Here is a 22,411-nt window from a genome sequence, read left to right on the forward strand (position 1 = left end):
CCGGGCAGCCGCCGGGGGAGGGGGACCGCACGGCAGAGGAGGACGGCCATGGACGAGCAAGGCGGCGCCGGAGGCGTCCCGCTCCACGGCGAGGACGAGGCGCGAAAGCAGCGCAAACCGCACGCCCCGCGGCCCGCACCGGGCCCCGTCCGGCGCGAGGACACGGACGAGGCGAGCCGCCTCGACCGCGTACAGGGCCAGGAACAGGACCCCGGCGAACCCCGCAAGCACCGCAGCCACGGCAAGGGCCCGAAGGAGTTCTAGGGGGTGTCTTGCGGGCGAGTCCGGCCTGATCCACCAGACACCCCTGGCCCCTCAGGGGCTCAGAGCTCGGTGACCTTGCCGTCGGCCACTTCCAGGCGGCGCGTCACGCGCACCGCGTCCAGCATCCGCCGGTCGTGCGTGACCAGCAGCAGCGTGCCCTCGTAGGCCTCCAGGGCCGACTCCAGCTGCTCGATCGCCGGCAGGTCCAGGTGGTTCGTCGGCTCGTCCAGCACCAGCAGGTTCACCCCGCGCCCCTGGAGCAGCGCCAGGGCCGCCCGGGTGCGCTCGCCGGGGGACAGGGTCGCCGCCGGGCGCAGCACGTGCGCCGCCTTCAGGCCGAACTTGGCCAGCAGGGTACGCACCTCCGCCGGCTCGGTGTCCGGGACGGCCGCGCAGAACGCCTCCAGCAGCGGCTCCTCGCCGAGGAACAGGCCGCGCGCCTGGTCGACCTCCCCGACCAGGACGCCCGAGCCGAGGACGGCCGAGCCGGAGTCCGGGGTCAGCCGGCCCAGCAGGACCGCGAGCAGGGTGGACTTGCCGGCGCCGTTGGCCCCGGTGATCGCCACCCGGTCCGCCCAGTCGATCTGCAGGCTCGCCGGGCCGAACGAGAAGTCACCGCGCTCGACCGCCGCCTCGCGCAGGGTGGCGACCACCGAGCCGGAGCGCGGGGCCGCCGCGATCTCCATGCGCAGCTCCCACTCCTTGCGGGGCTCCTCCACGACCTCCAGGCGCTCGATCGCGCGCTGCGTCTGGCGGGCCTTCGCGGCCTGCTTCTCGCTGGACTCGCCGCGCAGCGCCTTGCCGATCTTGTCGTTGTCGCTCGACTTGCGCCGGGCGTTGCGCACGCCCTTGTCCATCCAGTTGCGCTGCATCGTCGCCCGGCCTTCGAGCGCGGACTTCTTGTCCGCGTACTCCTCGAACTCCTCACGGGCGTGGCTGCGGGCCCGCGCGCGCTCCTCCAGGTACGACTCGTAGCCGCCGCCGTAGAGGTTGATCTGCTGCTGGGCCAGGTCCAGTTCGAGGACCTTGGTGACGGTCCGGGCCAGGAACTCGCGGTCGTGGCTGATGACCACCGTGCCCGCGCGGAGCCCCGTCACGAACCGCTCCAGCCGCTCCAGACCGGCCAGGTCCAGGTCATTGGTGGGCTCGTCGAGCAGGAACACGTCGTAGCGGGACAGGAGCAGGGAGGCGAGACCGGCCCGGGCGGCCTGGCCGCCGGACAGCGCCGACATCGGCAGGTCCAGGCTCACCGCCAGACCCAGCTCGTCCGCCACCTCCTGGGCGCGCTCGTCGAGGTCGGCGCCGCCGAGGTCCAGCCAGCGGTCGAGGGTGTCCGCGTACGCGTCGTCGGCGCCCGGGGTGCCGTCCACCAGCCCCTGCGTGGCCTCGTCCAGCGCGGCCTGCGCGGCGGCCACGCCGGTCCGGCGGGCGAGGAACTCCCGCACCGACTCGCCCTCGCGGCGCTCCGGCTCCTGCGGGAGGTGGCCGACGGCCGCCCCCGGCGGGGACAGCCGCAGCTCACCGGTCTCGGGGGTGTCCAGCCCGGCGAGCAGGCGCAGCAGGGTCGACTTCCCGGCGCCGTTGACGCCGACGAGTCCGATGACGTCGCCGGGCGCGACGACGAGGTCGAGAGCGGCGAAGAGCGTGCGCTCACCGTGCGCGGCGGTGAGGTTCTTGGCGACGAGGGTTGCAGTCATGATGCCCCGATCCTATCGGCGCGCCGCCCTCCTACCCGCCGATCAGCCGCAGGCCCGCCCACAGGGCCGTCACCGCCGCCGCGAGGGACACCGGCGTGGTGAGCAGCCCGAGCCGGGTGAACTCGCCCAGCCGGACGTCCTCGCCGTGCGCGTGCAGGAGGCGCCGCCACAGCAGGGTGGCCAGGGAGCCGACGTACGTGAGGTTCGGGCCGATGTTCACGCCGATCAGCACGGCCAGTACCACCCCCGGCCCGCCGGGCGCGGCCAGCGGCAGCAGCGCGAGCACCGCGGGCAGGTTGTTGATCAGGTTGGCCAGTACGGCGGCCACCCCGGCCACCGCCAGCAGCGCGGGCAGCGCGTCCCCGTCGGGCAGCAGCCACTCCAGCCCGTCGCCGAGTCCGTGGCCCACGACGGCCCGTACGACCACGCCCAGCGCCAGCACGAACAGGCAGAACGCCGGCGCGGTGGAGGCCGCCAGCCGCCGCGGGGTGGTCTCGCGGCGCCGCAGGGCCCGTACGCCCAGCACCACCGCACCGGCCAGCGCGGCCCAGGCGGGACTGGCCCCCGCGAAGGAGGCCACGGCGAAGCCCGCCAGGGTCAGCAGCAGCACGGCGAGGGCGAACCGCGGCACGGGCGCAGGCTCCGCCGCCTCGGGACCGTGTTCGGGCGGAGCCGCCAGGTCCGCCCGGAAGAAGCGGCGGAACACCGCGTACTCCACCGCGATGGCGACCGCCCAGGGCAGGGCCATCAGCGCCGCGAACCGGGTGAAGGTGAGCCCGCTCGCGGTGAAGGCCAGCAGGTTCGTCAGGTTGGACACGGGCAGCAGCAGTGAGGCCGAGTTCGCCAGGTGCGCGGTGGCGAACACGTGCGGACGGGGCCGGGCACCCAGCCGGGCCGACGTCGCCAGCACCACCGGCGTCAGCAGCACCACCGTCGCGTCCAGGCTCAGCGCGGCGGTGACCGCCGCGGCCACCAGGAACACCCCGCCCAGCAGCCCCGCCGCGCCCCGCCCGGCCGCCCGCCGGGCCACGGCCGCCCCGGCGGCCCGGAACAGCCCCTCGTCCGCGCACAGCTGGGCGAGGGCCAGGATCACGGCCAGGAAGCCCACCACCGGCAGCAGCTCGCGCGTCTGCCCCCAGGCATCGGCCGGTGACACCACCCCCAGGGCGACGAGCAGCCCGGCGGCCGGCACGGCGGCCGCCGCCTCGGGAAGCCCGCGCGGCCGCAGCACGGCGAAGGCCAGCACGGCGAGCAGGAGGACGACGGAAAAGGACTCGGCGAGGACGGTGTTCAGGACGGCACTCCGGACGGCGTGGCGGGGGACCGCCCAAGGATCGCACCACTCCCCTCCACCCGTGTCCGAATAGGTGGGACACCCGTCATTGCGGCCATCCGCCGACGGTCACAGGATGGAGGCATGTCACCGCGAAACGTGCTCGTCGTCCTCTACGACGGGGTGCAGAGCCTGGACGTCACCGGCCCCGTCGAGGTCTTCGACGGAGCCGGCCGCCTCCAGAGGGAGGACCGGTACGCGATCCGCACCGCCTCGCTCGGAGGCGCCCCGGTACGCACCGGCAGCGGGCTGACCCTGCTGCCCGACGGCGACCTGGAGGGCGCCCGCCCCGGCCCGGGGACCACCCTCCTGGTGCCCGGCGGCCGCTACACGGGCGACTTCGAACCGAGGCTCACCGACTGGCTGCGCGCGTACGGGGGTCGCGCGGAGCGGCTGGTGTCGGTCTGCACCGGGGGACTGCTGCTCGCCGAGGCCGGGCTGCTGGACGGGCGGCGGGCCACGTCGCACTGGTCGGTGTGCGAGCGGATGGCCCGGGACTACCCCCGGGTGTCGGTGGAACCGGACCCCATCTACGTCCGCGACGGCCCCGTCGCCACCTCGGCCGGGGTCACCGCCGGGATCGATCTCGCGCTGGCGCTGGTGGAGGAGGACCTCGGGCGGGACGCGGCGCTGGTGATCGCCCGGCACCTGGTGGTGTTCCTGCGCCGCCCGGGGAACCAGGCGCAGTTCAGCGCGCAGCTGGCGGCGCAGACGGCGAGGCGGGAGCCGCTGCGGGACGTCCAGCAGTGGATCTCCGAGCACCCGGACGGTGACCTGAGCGTGGAGGCCCTGGCCGCCCGGGCGGCGCTGTCGCCGAGACACTTCGCGCGGGCCTTCCAGGCGGAGACGGGGGTGACGCCGGGGCGGTACGTGGAGCGGGTGCGGGTGGAACACGCGCGGCGGCTGCTGGAGGAGGGCGGGGAGGGGGTCGCGCAGATCGCCCGCTCGTGCGGCTACGGAACGCCGGAGGCCCTCCGGCGGGCCTTCGTCAAAACCCTCGGCCAGCCCCCGGCCGAATACCGCCGCCGCTTCGGCCGCCGCACCCTTTCTTGACGCGCCGCTCGCGCGGCTCGGCGCCGGGGCGCCTCTCCTCCTTGACGCGTCGCTCGCGCGGCTCGGCCGCGGGCGGCCTCCCCGGCTTCGCGCCGCTGCGCCGGACTCCGTCCGGCGGGGCCGGGGCGGGGTCACTTGGCGGGGCCGGGGCGGGGTCACTTGGCGGGCTGGGGCCGGTGGGTCGGGTGCGGGTGGGTTGCCGCTGCGCGGGGCTGGCCCCTCCCCGCCCTTCACCCGTTCTCGCCTCACACCCCGGCGGGGCTGGAAGAGACCGGGGCTCCGCCCCGCCCCCGTGTGGCTGCGGCTCACTGCACGGCGCTACCGCGCCCGCGCCTCACACGCCGGCGGGGCTGGAAGTGCGCCGCGCGCACTCCAGCACCGGGCGGCAATCTCAGCCTCGCCGGCACGGGGTCCGGGGCGGAGCCCCGGGGAACGGGCGAAGGGCGGGTAGGGGACCAGCCCCGCGCAGCGGCCACCACCCGCGCCACGCGAACCGGCCCCGCCCCCGGTCCGCCGGACGGACTCCGGCGCGGCGGGCCCGAAGCCGGGGAAGCGTGCCGGCACCGAGCGGTGCGAGGACCGCGTGAGAAAGGCGTGCCGCCGGGCACGGTGCCGGCGTTGTAGGAGCGCCCGGCAAACCGCCCGCACACCACCCGCCGGCCGCCCGCACACCACCCGCCGGCCGCCCGCACACCACCCGCCGGCCGCGGGCCACCCGCACGGCCCGGCGGCCGCCGGACGGAGTCCGGCGTCCAGAAAAGGCAGACTTCCGCCCCCACACGCGGGGCGGCCAACCGCTCCGGAGGAGCCATGCAGATCGCCGTACTGCTCTACGACCGCTTCACCGCGCTCGACGCCATCGGACCCTACGAGACCCTCAGCCGCATTCCCGACGCCGAGACCGTGTTCGTCGCGGAGCGCCCCGGTCCCGTCCGCACCGACAACGGCGCGCTCGGCCTCGTCGCCGACAAGGCGCTCGACGAGGTGACCCGGCCGGACATCGTCATCGTGCCCGGCGGGCCGCACCCCGAGGTGGAGATGAAGAACCCCGCCGTGCTGGACTGGCTGCGGTCCGTGGACGCCACGACCACCTGGACCACCTCCGTCTGCACCGGCTCGCTGCTCCTCGCCGCCGCCGGCCTGCTCGACGGCCGGCGGGCCACCAGCCACTGGCTCTACCTCGACAGGCTGGTCCCCTTCGGCGCCGAGCCGACCGGCGAGCGGGTGGTCTTCGACGGCAAGTACGTCACCGCCGCGGGGGTGTCCTCCGGCATGGACATGGGGCTCGGCCTGCTCGGCCGGATCGCCGGGGACGAGTACGCCCAGGCCGTGCAGCTGCTCTGCGAGTACGACCCCCAGCCGCCGTACGACGCCGGCTCCCCGGAGAAGGCCCCGGCCGAGCTCGTCGCCCGGATGCGCGCCGCCAACCCGCTCGGCTAGGGCCTGTCCGGCGGGCGCCAGCCGAAGTCCGGAGCCCGCCGTTCCAGGAACGCGGCGACACCTTCCGCGGTGTCGCCGCTCGCGGCGGCCTGGGCCGCCCAGTACGCCTCCCGGCCGGTGCGGCCGTCCGTGAACTCCTTGGCGGCGGCCTGCGTCAGCCGCGAGCGGGTGGTCAGGGTCCGGGCGAAGGCGGCCACCCGCTCCTCCAGACCGCCCGCGGGCAGCAGCTCGTTCAGGAAGCCGGCCCGCAGCGCGGTCTCCGCCCCGATCAACTCGGCGGAGAACAGCAGGTACTTGGCCCACGCGGGGCCGACCACCGAGGCCAGTCGCCGGGTGGAGGACGCCGGGTAGACGATGCCCAGCTTCGCCGGGGTCACCCCGAACCGCGCGCCCTCCTCCGCGAAGCGCAGGTCGCACGCTGCCGCCAGCTGGCCGCCGCCCCCGACGCAGAACCCGCGGATCGCCGCCAGCGTGGGCTTCGGGAAGGCCGCGAGGGCCTCCTCCGCGGCCACGGACAGGGCCTGCGGGTCGTCCTTGCCGGTGAGCGAGGAGATGTCGGCCCCCGCGCAGAAGGTCGCCCCGGCCCCGGTCAGCACCAGCACCCGTACGGCCTCGTCCTCGGCGAGCAGTTCCAGCAGCTCCGGCAGCGCCCGCCACATCGAGGCGGTCATGGCGTTCCGCTTGGCCGGGTGCGAGATGACGACGGTGGCGACCCCGTCGGCGATCGTGTGGTGGAGGGCTGCGTCCATGCGCCGGATGCTATCCCGGGCGGCCGATCCTATGATCAAGGGGAGTCCGACCCCCGGGGGGTGCCGAGGAGAGGTGGCACGTCCATGGGCGCCGACCGCAGTGACCCTGACCCGCGGCAGCGGGAGAAGAAGCAGCTGAAGCGCGGCTTCGGGCTGCTGGCCCTGCTCGGGGTGATCCTCGTACTGGCCGGGCTGGTGGGCCTGGTCTACACGGGCGTGGCCACCCTGACCTCGATGTTCCTGTTCGGCTGGCTGCTGCTCGTCGGCGGCGTCGTCGGTCTCGCGCAGGCCGTGCAGTCGCGCGGGAGCAACTACTTCTGGCTCGCCGTCATCGTCGCGGCGGTCAACCTGGCCGCGGGCTTCGTGATCCTGCGCCGTCCGGAGGCGAGCGCCGAGGCCCTGACCATGTTCGCGGCCCTGCTCTTCCTCACCGGCGGGGTGTTCCGCCTCGTCGGTGCCCTGGTGGTGCGCGGCGCGAACTTCGGGATCTCCCTGGTCCAGGGCGCCTTCGGGCTCCTGCTGGGCATCCTGATCCTCTCCAGCTGGCCCGGCAACAGCCTGTACGTGATCGGAACCTTCTTCTCGCTCGCCCTGCTGTTCGACGGACTCAGCCTGGTGGGGCTGGGCATGGGCGCCCGCCGGATCCTCGGGCTGGTCAGGGACGATGACGCGGCGGCCGCGCCGGGCGCGGCGGGCGGGACGCACGAGGCGGCCGGGAAAGGGCCCGAGCCGGATCAGGAACAGACCAACAACTGACTCCGTCATAAACCAGTGGTCAGAAAGCGTCCGATTGACGCTGACTTCTGGTCAGCGGCGCGGTCCGGATCAGGGTGTTCCCCACTCTGGACACGTGGAGACGATCGAGCGCGAAGACGGGGGCCGGAAGATGGACGACAGCGGGAGCATCCCGCCGGCCAGGGGAGGTGAGGTGTCGGCTCCGGCCGACCCCCTCGCTTATGAGGGAGTGTGGCGCTTCACTGCGCCCGCGGTGGAAGAATCCGTTCCGCAGGCCCGCCGCGCGGTCCGCGACCTGCTCGGCCGCCAGGGGGTGCCGGCCCAGCAGGACCTCGTGTACTCCCTGCTGCTGATCGTCTCCGAACTGGTGACGAACTCGGTCCGGCACGCGGCCCTGCTCTCCCCGCAGGTCGCCGTCGAGGTGGCGGTGGGACGGGAGTGGGTACGGGTGGCCGTCGAGGACAACCACCCGTACCGGCCCAAGGCGCTGGAGGCCGACTTCGGCCAGACCGGCGGCCGGGGCCTGCTGCTGGTCCGGGAGATCACCCTGGAGGCCGGCGGGGTGTGCGACGTCGAGCACACCGCGACGGGCGGCAAGGTGATCTGGGCGGCCCTGCCGCTCACCGCCCCGGCCCCCGGGATCTGATCCCGGGGACGGCCTTCCCGGGCGTCCGCACCTGAACGGCGCAGCGGCTACCAGCCGGCCGCGTCGCCGGTCAGCTCGCGGATCGCGGGGCGCGCCGCGTCCAGCACCGTCATGAACCAGGCGGAGAACGGCTGCTCCGCGTGCCGCTTCGCCAGCTCCTCGGCCGTCACGAAGGCGGTGTCGCCGACCTCCTCCGGGTCCGGGTCCAGCACGGGCCGGGCCAGTCCCACGAACAGGTGGTTGTACTCCTGCTCCACCAGCCCGGAATCCGGGTCCGGGTGGTTGTAGCGGACCGTACCCGCCTCCGCGAGCAGCGAGGGCGAGAGCCCGAGCTCCTCGTGGGTGCGCCGGGCCGCGGCCGCGAACGGCGACTCCCCGGGGTAGGGGTGGCCGCAGCAGGTGTTCGACCAGACGCCGGGGGAGTGGTACTTCCCGAGGGCGCGCTGCTGGAGCAGCAGCCGGCCCTGCTGGTCGAAGAGGAACACGGAGAACGCCCGGTGCAACAGGCCCGGTGCCTGATGCGCGGAGAGCTTCTCCGCCGTGCCGATGGTGTTGCCGGACTCGTCGACCAGTTCGAGCATGATCGGTTCTTGAGATCCGGTGCCGGCGGACGCGCTGCTGGTGGCGTCGGTGGCTGGTGTGGTCGGCATACCCATCCTTCGCTTCGGACTTCGGCCTTCAGTCTGCCGTACAAAAGAGGCTTGTCCCCACTTCGGCGATCCGCGCATGTCCGCCCCCCGCCGCGTGGTAGGCGGCGGGGGGCGGACGTTCGGCCGGGGATCAGATCCCGAAGGGGGCCGGATAGGAGATCGTGCCCGACGGCACCGGAACGGAATCGTCCAGCACCAGGGCCATCATCGCCTCGTCGGGCACCTCGAAGGGGGCCCTGATCCCGAACCGCGAAGCGGGCACGAAACCGAACCGCGGATAGTACGAGGGATGCCCGAGGACCAGCACCAGCGCCTCCCCGGCCTCCCGCGCGGCCGCGAGCAGCGCCCGTACGACGGCGCTCCCGGCGCCCGAGCCCTGGAGGGCGGGATCGGCGGCCACCGGCGCGAGGGCCAGCGCGGGCACCCCGTCCACCCCGCACCGGGTCAGCAGCGCGTGCGCCGCCACCTTCCCGTCCGGGCCCTCGGCCACGTACGAGAGCCCCGGCAGCCAGGCCCCGGCGTCGGCGCGCAGAGCGTCCACGAGATCAGCCTCCAGCGGGGTCCCGAAGGCCGCCAGGTTGACGGCCCGTACGGCCCCCGCGTCGGCCGGTGCCTCCGGGCGGGCCCGCCAGCGCCCCCCGTCCCCGGCGGTCACCGGGGCCAGCACGAAGCCCGTGTACCCGTACTCGTGCCCGTGCCGTTCCCGTACGGCGAGCTCCTCGCGTACGAATCCCAGCGCGGCCTCCTCCGCGGGGGAGGCGGGCACGGCCGCCCGGACCCGCTCGCCGAGCGGGCCGTAGTACTCGGCCCAGTCGGAGTCGGGCTGGAGCCGGGTGCCGAGCACCCGGTACCCGGCGGCCTGGGCGGCCGCGGTGTTGCGGGCGGTGGAGCGCAGCGGGTACTGGGGATCCCAGAAGGCCCGGGCCCCGGCCGAGGGCTCCTCGGCGGTCCACTCGCACTCGCTCAGCACGAGCCGCCCGCCGGGCGCCAGCAGGCGCTTCCACTCGGCGAGCGCCCGGTCGAAGCCGAGGATGTAGGCGGAGCCCTCCGCCCACACGAGGTCGAAGGAGCCGTCCTCGAACCCCTCGGAGGGCAGCGCGCCCATGTCGGCCCGCACGGCGCGGACGCGTTCCGAGAGGCCGCGGGCGGCGGCGGCCGCGCGCAGCTCGTCGAGGAAGGGCTCGTGGAGGTCGACGGCCGTCACCTCGGCGAGGCCCGCCCCGCCCGCCTCGGCGGCGAGCAGCAGGGCGCTGCGGCCCGGACCGCAGCCCAGGTCGAGGACGCGCGGCCGCTCGGGCAGCGGTCCGCACAGGGAGAGCAGGTGCCGGGTGGAGTCGTCGGAACCGGGGGACTGCCGGGGCAGCCCGCGGTGCAGCTCCATGAAGGCGGCGAAGACGCCGTCGCCGGAGCCGGAAGAAGTGGTGCTGTTGTCGGTCAACGTGAACCCTTGGACGGGGGCTCCGGCCGACGAGGTCTTACCGGTGTGGGGTCAGACCCGGCCGGACGCCCGGAAGGAAACGGGGATGTACCGGAGTTCGCTGCGCACGGCCGCGACCACTGCGACGGTCATCAACCCACCTCGTTTCCCGTTCCGAACCGCTTCGGGCCCACCTTCGCGCACCACGTGACCCGTGTGCGCCGCCGTCCACCCTAACATCCGGGTCCGAACGGGCCCGTTTCGGCCTGAACAGCTGATGAATGAGGCCTTCCATTCATCCGATAGCCTCTGGCGACAGCCCTGCCGACGTGCTGCCCCCGCCCCCACCCGGGCGCCCGGCCGTCGGGAATGTCCGTCGCAAGGAGTGAGTTCGTCTGCCGACCGTCATCCTCACCGGCCCTCCGGTACCCGGATCACCGCTCCAGGACGAGCTCCGGTCGCTCGGGTTCGACGTCCGCCCGGCCGCCGGTCCCGAAGACACCGCCACCGCCCTCGCCGGGGTCCCGGCCCAGGAGCGGGTGGCCGTCGTCGACAGTGCCTTCGTCGGGCATCCGCACGCACTGCGCCTCGCGCTGACCGACCCGCGCTTCGACGCCTGCGCCGTGACCGGCGCCTTCGCCGTCCAGGCGGGGGCCCGCGCGGCCCTCGACAAGGCCGCCGAACTGGCCCCGGCGGGCACCGGACCGTACGCGGACCGGCTCGCCGCCGCCGTGGAGGCCGCCGGGACCACCGTCCAGCGGCCCGAGCTCGGCAGCCTGGTCGCCGCCGTGCCGGACGGGGAGGCCGAGCGCTCCGAGGCCCTCGCAGCCGTGGCCGCCGTGGACGACGAGGCCGTCCGCCTGCGCACCGCGGTGAAGTCCCGCGACGGCTTCTTCACCACCTTCTTCATCAGCCCGTACTCGCGCTACATCGCCCGCTGGTGCGCGCGCCGCGGCCTGACCCCGAACCAGGTCACCACCGCCTCGCTGCTCACCGCGCTCGTCGCGGCGGGCTGCGCCGCCACGGGTGAGCGCTGGGGCTACGTCACCGCCGGCGTCCTGCTGCTCGTCTCCTTCGTCCTGGACTGCACCGACGGGCAGCTCGCCCGCTACTCGCTCCAGTACTCGACGATGGGCGCCTGGCTCGACGCGACCTTCGACCGCGCGAAGGAGTACTCCTTCTACGCGGGCCTCGCGCTCGGCGCGGCCCGGAACGGCGACGACGTCTGGGCCCTCGCCCTCGGGTCGATGATCCTCATGACCTGCCGGCACGTGGTGGACTTCTCGTTCAACGAGGCCAACCACGACGCCACCGCCGCCGGGAAATCCGTCACGGGCAGCCCGACGGCGGCCCTCTCGAACCGGCTCGACAGCGTCGGCTGGACCGTCTGGGTCCGGCGGATGATCATCCTGCCGATCGGCGAGCGCTGGGCGATGATCGCGGTCCTGACCGCCGCCACCAGCCCCCGGACCGTCTTCTACGCCCTGCTGATCGGCTGCGCCTTCGGCGCGCTGTACACCACCGCCGGACGCGTCCTGCGCTCGGTGACCCGCAAGGCGAAGAGGACCGACCGGGCCGCCCAGGCCCTCGCGGACCTCGCCGACTCGGGCGTCCTGGCCTGGACCGGCTCCCCCCGGCCCACGAAGCGGCGGGACACCGCCGCGCCCTGGCTGGCCCTGGCCGGCTCGGTGCTGATGGCCGGGGCGGCGGTCACCCGGGACTTCGGGACCCCCTGGCTGATCGGGACCGCCGTCGGGTACGTGTTCTTCGCCGGCGCGGCGGTGTCCGCCCCCCTCAAGGGCCCCCTCGACTGGCTGATCCCGCCGGTCTTCCGGTTCGGCGAGTACGTGACGGTCCTCGCACTCGCCGCCAAGGCCGACGTCCCCGGGGCCCTTCCGGCCGCATTCGGACTGGTCGCGGCGGTCGCCTACCATCACTACGACACCGTCTACCGCATCCGCGGCGGCTCGGGCGCTCCCCCGCACTGGCTGGTGCGGATGACCGGCGGTCACGAGGGCAGGGTCCTGCTGACCGTGGTCCTCGCGGCCGTCCTCGCCCGTGACGCGTTCCCCGTCGCGCTCACGGCCATGGCCGTGTTCGTGGCACTCGTGGTGCTCGTGGAGAGCATCCGCTTCTGGGTCTCCTCCGGGGCACCCGCCGTACATGACGAAGGAGAACCAGCATGATCGGCCTTGTCCTCGCTGCCGGTGCCGGACGCCGCCTGCGTCCCTACACCGACACCCTGCCCAAGGCCCTCGTGCCCGTCGGCCCGGAGGGCCGGGAGGACAGCCTCACCGTCCTCGACCTGACCCTCGGCAACTTCGCCGAGGTCGGCCTGACCGAGGTCGCGATCGTCGTCGGCTACCGCAAGGAAGCCGTCTACGAGCGCCGGGAGGCCCTGGAGGCCAAGTACGGCGTCAAGATCACGCTGATCGACAACGACAAGGCCGAGGAGTGGAACAACGCCTACTCCCTGTGGTGCGCGCGTGACGTCCTCAAGCAGGGCGTGATCCTCGCCAACGGCGACACCGTCCACCCCGTCTCCGTCGAGAAGACCCTGCTCGCCGCCCGCGGCAACGGCCAGAAGATCATCCTCGCCCTCGACACGGTCAAGAACCTGGCCGACGAGGAGATGAAGGTCGTCGTGGACGGCGACAAGGGCGTGCGGAAGATCACCAAGCTGATGGAGCCCGCCGACGCGACCGGCGAGTACATCGGCGTCACCCTCATCGAGTCCGAGGCCGCCGAGCAGCTCGCCGAGGCGCTGAGGACCACCTTCGAGCGCGACCCCGACCTCTACTACGAGGACGGCTACCAGCAGCTCGTCAACGACGGCTTCACCATCGACGTCGCCCCCATCGGTGACGTCAAGTGGGTCGAGATCGACAACCACGACGACCTCGCCAAGGGCCGGACGATCGCATGCCAGTACTGACGCGGCTGATCCCCTCGCCGGTCGTCGTCGACATCAGCCGCGGGGCGATGGACAAGCTGGACGGCATCCTCGCCGACCAGCGGATCTCCGCGTCCGGCCGGCTCGCGATCGCGATCAGCGGGGGCTCCGGACAGGCGCTGCGCGCCCGTCTGGAGCCGGCCCTGCCGCTCGCCGACTGGTACCCGGTCGTCGACGGCACCATCGACTCGGCGGTCAAGCTCGCCGACGACATAAAGGGCCGCCGCTACGACGCCGTCGTGGGGCTGGGCGGCGGGAAGATCATCGACGTGGCGAAGTACGCCGCGGCGCGGGTCGGCCTGCCCATGGTGGCCATCGCCACCAACCTCTCTCACGACGGCATCTGCTCCCCGGTGTCCATCCTGGACAACGACAACGGCCGGGGCTCCTACGGCGTCCCCACGCCGATCGCGATGGTGATCGACCTCGACGTCATCCGCGAGGCCCCCACCCGCTTCATCCGCGCCGGAGTCGGCGACGCGATCTCCAACATCTCGGCCATCGCCGACTGGGAGCTCTCGCACCGGATCACCGGCGAGTCCGTGGACGGCCTGGCGGCCGCCATGGCCCGTACCGCCGGCGAGTCGGTGCTGCGCCACCCCGGCGGATGCGGCGACGACGAGTTCCTCACCGTGCTCTCCGAGGCCCTCGTGCTCTCCGGCATCGCCATGTCGATCAGCGGGGACAGCCGCCCTTCCTCCGGGGCCTGCCACGAGATCAGCCACGCCTTCGACCTGCTCTACCCCGGGCGCTCCGCGCTCCACGGCGAGCAGGTCGGCATCGGCGCCGCCTTCGCCATGCACCTGCGCGGGGCCGCCGACCAGGCCGGCCTGTTCACGGACGTGCTGCGCCGCCACGGCCTGCCCGTGCTGCCCGAGGAGATCGGGTTCAGCGTGGACGAGTTCGTCGCGGCCGTCGAGTACGCCCCCCAGACCCGCCCGGGACGCTTCACGATCCTGGAGCACCTCAACCTGTCCGCAGCCGAGATCAGGGACGCTTACGCCGACTATGCCCAGACCATCCGTAGCTGAACTCCGGCCCGTCGTTCACCCGCCGGGCGTCAAGGACCGGCGCAGTGGCGAGCACTGGGGCGGTCGCCTGTACATGCGCGAGGTCTCCCTGCGCATCACCCGGCTGCTGGTCACCACCAAGGTCACGCCGAACCAGCTGACCTACGTGATGACCCTCGCCGGTGTCCTCGCCGCCCCGGCCCTGCTGGTGCCGGGCGTGCTCGGCGCCGCCCTCGGCGTGGTCGCGGTCCAGCTGTACCTGCTGCTCGACTGCGTCGACGGCGAGGTCGCCCGCTGGAAGAAGCAGTACTCGCTCTCCGGGGTCTACCTGGACCGGGTCGGCGCGTACCTGTGCGACGCGGCCGTCCTCGTCGGCTTCGGCCTGCGCGCCGCCGACCTGTGGGGCAGCGGGCGGACCGACTGGCTGTGGGCCTTCTTGGGCACCCTCGCCGCCCTCGGCGCCATCCTGATCAAGGCCGAGACCGACCTGGTCGGCGTGGCCCGGCACCAGGCCGGCAAGCCCGTGGTCCAGGAGTCCGCAGCCGAGCCCCGCTCCTCCGGCATGGCGTTCGCCCGCCGGGCCGCCGCCGCGCTCAAGTTCCACCGGCTGATCCTCGGCATCGAGGCCTCCCTGCTGATCCTGGTCCTGGCCATCGCCGACCAGGTCCGGGGCGACCTGTTCTTCTCCCGCCTCGGCGTCGCGGTACTCGCGGGCATCGCGCTGCTCCAGACCCTGCTGCACCTGGTGTCGGTCCTGGCCTCCAGCAGGCTCAAGTGACGGCCCCGATGCGGCTGGGCGCCGTGATCATCACCATGGGCAACCGCCCCGACGAGCTCAAGGCGCTCCTCGACTCGGTCGCCCGGCAGGAGGGCGACCCCGTCGAGGTGGTCGTCGTCGGCCAGGGCGTCAAGGTCACCGGGCTCCCCGAGGGCGTGCGCACCGTCGACCTGCCGGAGAACCTGGGCATCCCCGGCGGCCGCAACGTCGGCATCGAGGCCTTCGGGCCCGGCGGCGCCGACGTCGACGCCCTGCTCTTCCTCGACGACGACGGGCTGCTCGAGCGCACCGACACCGCCGAGCTGTGCCGGCAGGCCTTCGCCGAGGACCCGGAGCTCGGGATCGTCAGCTTCCGCATCGCCGACCCCGAGACCGGCACCACCCAGCGCCGCCACGTGCCCCGGCTGCGCGCGTCGGACCCGATGCGCTCCTCCCGGGTGACCACCTTCCTGGGCGGGGCCAACGCCGTCCGAACGAAGGTGTTCGAGCAGGTCGGCACCCTGCCGGGGGAGTTCTTCTACGCCCACGAGGAGACCGATCTGGCCTGGCGGGCGCTCGACGCCGGGTGGCTGATCGACTACCGGGCGGACATGGTGCTGCTGCACCCGGCCACGGCCCCCTCCCGGCACGCGGTCTACCACCGTATGGTGGCCCGTAACCGGGTGTGGCTCGCCCGCCGCAACCTGCCCGCCCCGCTGGTTCCGGTCTACCTGGGCGTCTGGCTCGCGCTGACGCTCGTACGCAGGCCCTCGGCGCCCGCGCTCAAGGCCTGGTTCGGCGGGTTCAAGGAGGGCTGGACCACCCCCTGTGGTCCCCGGCGCCCCATGAGGTGGCGCACGGTCTGGCGGCTGACGCGGCTGGGCCGCCCGCCGGTCATCTGACAAGCTCGGGTCTGGGACCATGGGCCCATCACGGGTCCGGCGTTCCAGCCCCCGATGCCCCTCCTGCCGGATCCTGAAGACGGAAAGTTCCAACTTGTGAGTGACACAACCCACGACGGTGCCCTCGCCACGAGCAAGCCGCCGTCCGACGACGCGGGGCTCAGCCCCGCGGAGCTCGCCAGGAAGTACGGCCTGTCCGTCAGCGGCGCGCGGCCCAGTCTGGGCGGATACGTGCGGCAGCTCTGGGGCCGGCGCCACTTCATCATGGCCTTCTCGCGGGCCAAGCTGGTGGCCCAGTACAGCCAGGCCAAGCTCGGCCAGGTCTGGCAGGTGGCGACCCCCCTGCTCAACGCGCTGGTCTACTACCTGATCTTCGGCCTCATCCTGAACGCGGGCCGGGGCATGGAGAAGGGGGTCTACATCCCCTTCCTGGTGATGGGCATCTTCGTCTTCACCTTCACCCAGAGCTCGCTGATGGCGGGCGTCCGGGCGATCCCGGGCAACCTCGGCCTGGTGCGCGCGCTGCACTTCCCGCGCGCCTCCCTCCCGATCTCCTTCTCGATGCAGCAGCTCCAGCAGCTCCTGTACTCGATGATCGTCGTGGTCGTCGTCGCCGTGGCCTTCGGGAACTACCCGCGCCTGTCCTGGCTGCTGGTGATCCCGACCCTGGTGCTGCAGTTCGTCTTCAACACCGGGCTCGCGCTGGTCTTCGCGCGCATGGGGTCCAAGACCCCCGACCTCGCGCAGCTGATGCCCTTCCTCACCCGTACCTGGATGTACGCCTCGGGCGTCATGTTCTCCATCGGCGAGATGCTGAAGGACCGGCCGGCGTGGATCGCGGACGTGCTCCAGTGGAACCCCGCCGCGATCTACATGGACCTGGTCCGCTTCGCGATGATCGACGGCTACGGCCCGGAGAACCTCCCGCCGCACGTCTGGGCCTTCGCGGTCGGCTGGGCCGTCGTGATCGGCCTCGGCGGCTTCGTGTACTTCTGGAAGGCTGAGGAGCGTTACGGCCGTGGCTGACAACACCCAGGGGCGCGTCCCCACCGTCATCGCGGACGAGGTGCACATCGTGTACCGCGTCAACACGGGCAGCTCCGGCAGGGGCAGCGCCACCGCCGCGCTGAGCAAGATCCTCCGCCGGGGCAAGGGCGACGCCCCCGGCGTGCGCCGGGTCCACGCCGTACGGGGCGTCTCCTTCACGGCGTACCGCGGCGAGGCCATCGGCCTCATCGGCTCCAACGGCTCCGGCAAGTCGACCCTGCTGCGCGCCATCGCGGGCCTGCTGCCCTGCGAGTCCGGCAAGGTCTACACCGACGGACAGCCCTCGCTGCTCGGCGTGAACGCCGCCCTGATGAACGACCTCACCGGTGAGCGCAACGTCGTCCTCGGCGGTCTCGCGATGGGCATGAGCCGCGAGCAGATCAAGGAGCGCTACCAGGACATCGTGGACTTCTCGGGGATCAACGAGAAGGGCGACTTCATCTCCCTGCCGATGCGCACCTACTCCTCCGGCATGGCCGCCCGCCTGCGCTTCTCGATCGCCGCCGCCAAGGACCACGACGTCCTGATGATCGACGAGGCGCTCGCCACCGGTGACCGCAGCTTCCAGGTGCGCTCCGAGAACCGCATCCGCGAGCTGCGGGAGAAGGCCGGCACGGTCTTCCTGGTGAGCCACAACAACAAGTCCATCCGCGACACCTGCGACCGGGTGCTGTGGCTGGAGAAGGGCGAGCTCCTGATGGACGGGCCCACCGAGGAAGTGGTCTCGGCGTACGAGAAGGCCAGCGGCCACTGACCCGAGGGTCCGCCGCCGCCCCGGCCCGCAGGCCCCCACCGCTCACGGCGGTGGGGGCCTCGCCATGGGAGGCGGCGGTGGCGCGACCGGCCGGCGGGTCGGGAGATGCGGCACGGTGGCCGACATTCCGGGGCGCGGGGACACCCCAGAGGCCCCCGCGGCGTTGTACAGCGTAAGCTGGACCAGTTCTCAATCGCGCCAAGAGTGGACGATTCCCCGTAGCCGGCTCCGCGGGGATACCCCCGGGTAAGGTCCGGCGGCGTGTCCGAAATAGGATGACTTGGGTCGGCAGTGTAGAACGGGAGACGTGACGGCAATGGCTACGGGAATTCTCCGGCCCCCAGGCACAACGGCCGTCCCGGCACCGGGCGGCGGGCGGTGACCCCCGGGCACGGCATCCGTCCCGCGCCGCCGGCCGGCGAAGGCACCCCCGACCTGCTCCACACCCGGGCCACCCTCGGCAAGGCCGCGGCGGAGAACTTCCCCGTCGCCCCCGCCTTCCTCCCCCGCGCCTGGCGCGAGGGCCTCATGGCCGTCTACGGGTACGCCCGCCTGGTCGACGACATCGGCGACGGCGACCTCGCCCCCGGCGGGCGCGACGCCGTCCTCCTCGGCCTCGACCCCGCCGCGGCCGACGACCGGCTCGCGATGCTCGACGCCTTCGAGGCCGACCTGCTGCGCGTCTACGGCGGCACCGACGGCCCCCCGCGCCACCCCCTGCTGCTGGCCCTCCAGCCCGTCGTGCGCGACCACCGCCTCAGCGCCGAGCACTTCCTCGGGCTCATCGAGGCCAACCGCCAGGACCAGCGGGTGGCCCGCTACGGGACCTACGGGGAGCTCCTCGCGTACTGCGAGCTCTCCGCCAACACCGTCGGCCGCCTCGTGCTGGAGCTCACCGGCACCAGCACCCCCGAGCGGGTCCGCCGCTCCGACGCCGTCTGCACCGCCCTGCAGCTCGCCGAGCACCTCCAGGACGTCGCCGAGGACCTCGGCCGCGACCGGATCTACCTCCCGGCCGAGGACATGCGCCGCTTCCACGTCGCCGAGGCCGACCTCGGGGCCCCGTCCGCCGGAGCCTCCGTACGGTCCCTGATCGCCTTCGAGGCCGAACGCACGCGCGACCTGCTGAATGAAGGCACCCCGCTCGTGGGTAGCGTCCACGGCAGGCTGCGGCTGTTGCTCGCGGGATTCGTGGGAGGGGGGCGAGCCGCCCTGCGAGCGATCTCCGCCGCCGGCTTCGACGTGCTGCCCGGCCCGCCCAAGCCCACCCGGAGCCTCCTGCTCCGCGAGGTGGCCGCCGTCCTGCGTACAGCGTCGAGAAAGGGGTGAGCCCGAACGTGGAGGGCCCCACACACGCGTCAGCACCGTCCGCCCAGGTCCTCGCGGCCTACAGCTACTGCGAGGCCGTCACCGGCACCCAGGCGCGCAACTTCGCGTACGGCATCAGGCTGCTGCCCACCGACAAGCGACAGGCGATGTCCGCGCTGTACGCCTTCTCCCGGCGCGTCGACGACATCGGCGACGGCACCCTCGCGCCCGACGCCAAGCTCGCCCGGCTGGAGGACACCCGCGCCCTCCTCGGCCGGATCCGCGCCGAGGAGATCGACGAGGACGACACCGACCCCGTCGCCGTCGCCCTCGCGCATGCCGCGCGCCGCTTCCCGATCCCCCTCGGCGGCCTCGACGAACTCATCGACGGCGTCCTGATGGACGTCCGCGGCGAGGAGTACGAGACCTGGGACGACCTCAAGGCCTACTGCCGCTGCGTCGCCGGGGCCATCGGACGGCTCTCGCTCGGCGTGTTCGGCACGGTCGGCCCGGCCGACCGCGCCGACGAGTACGCCGACACCCTGGGCCTGGCCCTCCAGCTCACCAACATCCTGCGCGACGTCCGCGAGGACGCCGGCAACGGACGCACCTACCTGCCGGCCGAGGACCTCGCCAAGTTCGGCTGCTCCGCGGGCTTCCGGGGCGGCCGGGCCGCCGCCGGCGCGGACTTCGCCGGGCTCGTGCACCACGAGGTCCGGCGCGCCCGGGCCCTGTTCACCGAGGGCTACCGGCTGCTGCCGATGCTCGACCGGCGCAGCGGCGCCTGCGTGGCCGCCATGGCCGGCATCTACCGGCGCCTCCTGGACCGCATCGAGCGCGAACCCGAGGCGGTGCTGCGCGGCCGCGTCTCGCTGCCGACCCACGAGAAGGCGTACGTGGCCGTACGCGGCCTGTCCGGCCTCGACGCCCGCACCGTCTCCCGCCAGAGCACCCGGCGGCGGCCCTGATGCCGGCCGCCCCGCCCCCGGGCCCCCGCCCGGCACCGGGCCGCGACGGTCTCGACGCGCGGGCAACCCTGCGGGGCGCGGCCGCGTCTGTCCCTGCGGGCTTCGCAGCACCCTCCGGCCGGGCGGGCCGGTGTACCACCTGGGAGGCCTCATGAGCGGCAGCGGAACCGGCGGGAGCGACGACCGCGCCGTCGTCATCGGCGGCGGCCTCGCCGGCGTCACGGCCGCGCTGGAACTCGCCAGCGCCGGACTGCGGGTCACCCTCCTCGAAGGGCGCCCCCGGCTCGGCGGCCTCGCCTTCTCCTTCAAGCGCGGCGACCTGACCGTCGACAACGGCCAGCACGTCTACCTGCGCTGCTGCACCGCCTACCGGTGGTTCCTGGACCGCGTCGACGGCGCGGCCCTCGCCCCGCTCCAGGACCGGCTCGACGTACCCGTCCTCGACGTGGCGCACCCCCGCGGACCCCGCCTCGGGCGGCTGCGCCGCAGCGCGCTGCCCGTACCCCTGCACCTGGCCGCCTCGCTGGCCACGTACCCGCACCTCTCGCTCGCCGAGCGCGCGAGCGTCGGCCGCGCCGCCCTCGCGCTGCGCCGTCTCGACCCCGCCGACCCGGCCCTCGACGGCCTCGACTTCGGCACCTGGCTCGCCCGCTACGGCCAGTCCCCGCGCACCGTCGACGCCCTGTGGGACCTCGTGGGCATCGCCACCCTCAACGCCACCGCCGGCCAGTCCTCGCTGGGCCTGGCCGCCATGGTCTTCAAGACCGGCCTGCTCTCCGAGAACGGCGCCGCCGACATCGGCTGGGCCCGGGTCCCGCTCGGCGACCTCCACGACACCCTCGCCCGCAAGGCCCTCGACGCCGTCGGCGTACGCACCGAACTGCGCACCCGGGTCACCGCGGTCACCCGTACCGAGGACGGCGCCTGGCGGGTCGACACCGAGGGCGAGTCCCTCGACGCGGGCACCGTCGTACTCGCCGTCCCCCAGCGCGAGGCGCACGCCCTGCTGCCGGCCGGGGCGCTGGCCGACCCGGACAAGCTCCTCGACATCGGCACCGCCCCCATCCTCAACGTCCACGTCGTCTACGACCGCAAGGTGCTCAAGCAGCCCTTCTTCGCCGCGCTGGGTACCCCCGTCCAGTGGGTCTTCGACCGCACCGACGCCTCCGGACTCACCGACGGCGGCCAGTACCTGGCGCTGTCCCAGTCGGTCGCCCAGGACGACATCGACGAGCCCGTCTCCGTCCTGCGCGCCAAGTACCTGCCCGAGCTGGAGCGGCTGCTGCCCGCCGCGCGCGGCGCGAAGGTACGGGACTTCTTCGTCACCCGCGAGCGGACCGCCACCTTCGCCCCCAGCCCCGGTGTCGGCCGGCTGCGCCCGGGACCCCGCACCGACACGCCGGGGCTCTACCTCGCCGGTGCGTGGACCGCCACCGGCTGGCCCGCGACCATGGAGAGCGCCGTCCGCAGCGGACTCGGCGCGGCCCACGCCGCGCTGGCCGCTCTCGGCCGCCCCCGCGAACACCCCCTGCAGGAGGCGGTATGAGCACCACTACCACCAGCACCACCGGCACAGCACGTACAGGAACAAGAGGAGAGCCAGTGAACCCGGGGAACCCGGCTGTCGAGAACACGGATGCCGGCACCGGCGCGGCCGGAGGGGCAGCGGAGAAGTCCGGCACCCTCGCCCTCCTCGAACGCGGACGCGACCTGTCGACCCCCGTGCTCCGCGAGGCGGTGAGCCGGCTCGCGGCGCCCATGGACACCGTCGCCGCCTACCACTTCGGCTGGATCGACGCCCAGGGCAACCCGGCGGACGGCGACGGCGGCAAGGCCGTGCGTCCCGCCCTCGCGCTGCTCTCCGCCGAGGCGGCGGGCGCCGCGGCCGAGGTCGGCATCCCCGGTGCCGTCGCCGTCGAGCTCGTCCACAACTTCTCGCTGCTGCACGACGACCTGATGGACGGCGACGAGCAGCGCCGCCACCGCGACACGGTGTGGAAGGTGCACGGCCCCGCCCTCGCGATCCTGGTCGGCGACGCCCTGTTCGCCCTCGCCAACGAGGTGCTGCTGGAGCTGGGCACCGTCGAGGCCGGCCGGGCGACCCGCCGCCTGACCACCGCCAGCCGCAAGCTCATCGACGGCCAGGCCCAGGACATCTCGTACGAGCACCGCGAGCGCGTCAGCGTTCAGGAGTGCCTGGAGATGGAGGGGAACAAGACCGGGGCCCTGCTCGCGTGCTCGGTGTCGATCGGCGCCGTACTCGGCGGCGCCGACGACCGCACGGCCGACAAGCTGGAGGAGTACGGCTACCACCTCGGCCTCGCCTTCCAGGCCGTCGACGACCTCCTCGGCATCTGGGGCGACCCCGAGGCCACGGGCAAGCAGACCTGGAGCGACCTGCGCCAGCGCAAGAAGTCCCTGCCCGTCGTCGCGGCCCTCGCCGCGGGCGGACCCGCGTGTGAGGAGCTCGCGCGGCTGCTCGCGGCCGACGCCAAGAGCAATGACTTCGAGAACTTCTCGGAGGAGGAGTTCGCCCACCGCGCCGCCCTCATCGAGGCCGCCGGCGGCCGCCAGTGGACCGCCGACGAGGCACGCCGCCAGCACGCGATCGCCATTCGGGCGCTCGACGACGTGGACATGCCGCAGCGGGTACGGGAGCAGCTCGTGGCCCTCGCCGACTTCGTCGTCGTGCGCAAGAGGTGATCTCCGCCGGAAAGTGGATATGAAT

At 73.6% G+C, this 22,411-nt stretch carries 21 protein-coding genes; 16 read left to right on the top strand and 5 right to left on the bottom strand.

Translation table 11 applies throughout. The features are described from left to right. Positions 1–48 precede the first annotated feature (48 nt). On the top strand, positions 49–264 hold the full coding sequence (locus tag ACZ518_RS25235) for a hypothetical protein (RefSeq protein ID WP_469115265.1): 216 nt from the start codon (positions 49–51) through the stop codon (positions 262–264). A gap of 59 nt (positions 265–323) precedes the next feature. On the opposite strand, the gene ACZ518_RS25240 is transcribed toward ACZ518_RS25235, so the two are convergent. Together ACZ518_RS25240 and ACZ518_RS25245 are read right to left on the bottom strand one after the other, a co-directional pair. Continuing rightward, positions 324–1,961 (bottom strand): ABC-F family ATP-binding cassette domain-containing protein, encoded by a 1,638-nt coding sequence (locus ACZ518_RS25240; RefSeq protein WP_469115266.1) that lies wholly within the window; start codon positions 1,959–1,961, stop codon positions 324–326. 31 nt (positions 1,962–1,992) lie between these two features. Beyond that, positions 1,993–3,255, bottom strand: a complete 1,263-nt coding sequence (locus tag ACZ518_RS25245; protein WP_469115445.1) for an SLC13 family permease — start codon at positions 3,253–3,255, stop codon at positions 1,993–1,995. 123 nt (positions 3,256–3,378) lie between these two features. Between ACZ518_RS25245 and ACZ518_RS25250 the strand changes: the two genes are divergently transcribed. Both ACZ518_RS25250 and ACZ518_RS25255 read left to right on the top strand, forming a co-directional pair. Next, positions 3,379–4,347: a GlxA family transcriptional regulator gene (locus tag ACZ518_RS25250; RefSeq protein WP_469115267.1), complete on the top strand. Its 969-nt coding sequence runs from the start codon at positions 3,379–3,381 to the stop codon at positions 4,345–4,347. An 810-nt stretch (positions 4,348–5,157) separates the two neighbouring features. Further along, positions 5,158–5,787 (top strand): DJ-1/PfpI family protein, encoded by a 630-nt coding sequence (locus ACZ518_RS25255; protein ID WP_469115268.1) that lies wholly within the window; start codon positions 5,158–5,160, stop codon positions 5,785–5,787. Here the strand turns inward: ACZ518_RS25255 and ACZ518_RS25260 are convergent. Beyond that, positions 5,784–6,536, bottom strand: coding sequence for an enoyl-CoA hydratase/isomerase family protein (locus ACZ518_RS25260; RefSeq protein WP_469115269.1), 753 nt, complete (start codon positions 6,534–6,536; stop codon positions 5,784–5,786). The two genes, ACZ518_RS25255 and ACZ518_RS25260, sit on opposite strands and share 4 nt — an antisense overlap. Before the next feature lie 84 nt (positions 6,537–6,620). Between ACZ518_RS25260 and ACZ518_RS25265 the strand changes: the two genes are divergently transcribed. Both ACZ518_RS25265 and ACZ518_RS25270 read left to right on the top strand, forming a co-directional pair. After that, on the top strand, positions 6,621–7,292 hold the full coding sequence (locus ACZ518_RS25265) for an HdeD family acid-resistance protein (RefSeq protein WP_469115270.1): 672 nt from the start codon (positions 6,621–6,623) through the stop codon (positions 7,290–7,292). A gap of 130 nt (positions 7,293–7,422) precedes the next feature. Further along, on the top strand, positions 7,423–7,917 hold the full coding sequence (locus ACZ518_RS25270) for an ATP-binding protein (protein WP_469115446.1): 495 nt from the start codon (positions 7,423–7,425) through the stop codon (positions 7,915–7,917). Between the two features lie 47 nt (positions 7,918–7,964). Here ACZ518_RS25270 and idi read toward each other — a convergent pair whose 3' ends face one another. Both idi and ACZ518_RS25280 read right to left on the bottom strand, forming a co-directional pair. Then, positions 7,965–8,567 carry an isopentenyl-diphosphate Delta-isomerase gene (idi, locus tag ACZ518_RS25275; protein ID WP_469115271.1) on the bottom strand — a complete coding sequence of 201 codons (603 nt, stop codon included), beginning with the start codon at positions 8,565–8,567 and terminating at the stop codon, positions 7,965–7,967. 130 nt (positions 8,568–8,697) lie between these two features. Next, positions 8,698–9,948 carry a GNAT family N-acetyltransferase gene (locus ACZ518_RS25280; RefSeq protein ID WP_469115447.1) on the bottom strand — a complete coding sequence of 417 codons (1,251 nt, stop codon included), beginning with the start codon at positions 9,946–9,948 and terminating at the stop codon, positions 8,698–8,700. Between the two features lie 431 nt (positions 9,949–10,379). Here ACZ518_RS25280 and ACZ518_RS25285 point away from each other — a divergent pair, with 431 nt between their 5' ends. From ACZ518_RS25285 to ACZ518_RS25335, 11 genes are all read left to right on the top strand, one after another. After that, complete coding sequence (locus tag ACZ518_RS25285; protein WP_469115448.1) at positions 10,380–12,170, top strand: DUF5941 domain-containing protein; 1,791 nt, start codon at positions 10,380–10,382, stop codon at positions 12,168–12,170. Beyond that, positions 12,167–12,919, top strand: a complete 753-nt coding sequence (locus tag ACZ518_RS25290) for a phosphocholine cytidylyltransferase family protein (protein WP_469115272.1) — start codon at positions 12,167–12,169, stop codon at positions 12,917–12,919. The genes ACZ518_RS25285 and ACZ518_RS25290 overlap by 4 nt, the downstream gene beginning before the upstream one ends. Beyond that, entirely contained in the window at positions 12,907–13,968 is a 1,062-nt protein-coding gene (locus ACZ518_RS25295) for an iron-containing alcohol dehydrogenase family protein (RefSeq protein WP_469115273.1), read from the top strand. The genes ACZ518_RS25290 and ACZ518_RS25295 overlap by 13 nt, the downstream gene beginning before the upstream one ends. Further along, complete coding sequence (locus tag ACZ518_RS25300) at positions 13,946–14,725, top strand: CDP-alcohol phosphatidyltransferase family protein (protein WP_469115274.1); 780 nt, start codon at positions 13,946–13,948, stop codon at positions 14,723–14,725. Before ACZ518_RS25295 ends, ACZ518_RS25300 begins: the two co-directional genes overlap by 23 nt. An 8-nt stretch (positions 14,726–14,733) precedes the next feature. After that, positions 14,734–15,606 carry a glycosyltransferase family 2 protein gene (locus tag ACZ518_RS25305; protein WP_469115449.1) on the top strand — a complete coding sequence of 291 codons (873 nt, stop codon included), beginning with the start codon at positions 14,734–14,736 and terminating at the stop codon, positions 15,604–15,606. A 96-nt stretch (positions 15,607–15,702) separates the two neighbouring features. Beyond that, a complete protein-coding gene (locus ACZ518_RS25310) occupies positions 15,703–16,632 on the top strand; it encodes an ABC transporter permease (RefSeq protein WP_469115275.1) in 930 nt (309 codons plus the stop codon). Continuing rightward, on the top strand, positions 16,625–17,407 hold the full coding sequence (locus ACZ518_RS25315) for an ABC transporter ATP-binding protein (protein ID WP_427706255.1): 783 nt from the start codon (positions 16,625–16,627) through the stop codon (positions 17,405–17,407). The genes ACZ518_RS25310 and ACZ518_RS25315 overlap by 8 nt, the downstream gene beginning before the upstream one ends. Before the next feature lie 435 nt (positions 17,408–17,842). Further along, on the top strand, positions 17,843–18,736 hold the full coding sequence (hpnC, locus tag ACZ518_RS25320) for a squalene synthase HpnC (RefSeq protein WP_469115450.1): 894 nt from the start codon (positions 17,843–17,845) through the stop codon (positions 18,734–18,736). Next, complete coding sequence (gene hpnD, locus ACZ518_RS25325; protein ID WP_469115276.1) at positions 18,733–19,683, top strand: presqualene diphosphate synthase HpnD; 951 nt, start codon at positions 18,733–18,735, stop codon at positions 19,681–19,683. The genes hpnC and hpnD overlap by 4 nt, the downstream gene beginning before the upstream one ends. 151 nt (positions 19,684–19,834) lie before the next feature. Beyond that, positions 19,835–21,229, top strand: a complete 1,395-nt coding sequence (hpnE, locus tag ACZ518_RS25330) for a hydroxysqualene dehydroxylase HpnE (protein WP_469115277.1) — start codon at positions 19,835–19,837, stop codon at positions 21,227–21,229. Positions 21,230–21,285: 56 nt separating this feature from the next. After that, complete coding sequence (locus tag ACZ518_RS25335) at positions 21,286–22,386, top strand: polyprenyl synthetase family protein (RefSeq protein WP_469115451.1); 1,101 nt, start codon at positions 21,286–21,288, stop codon at positions 22,384–22,386. Positions 22,387–22,411 lie beyond the last annotated feature (25 nt).

This window comes from Streptomyces sp. NPDC033966 (genome assembly GCF_055575955.1).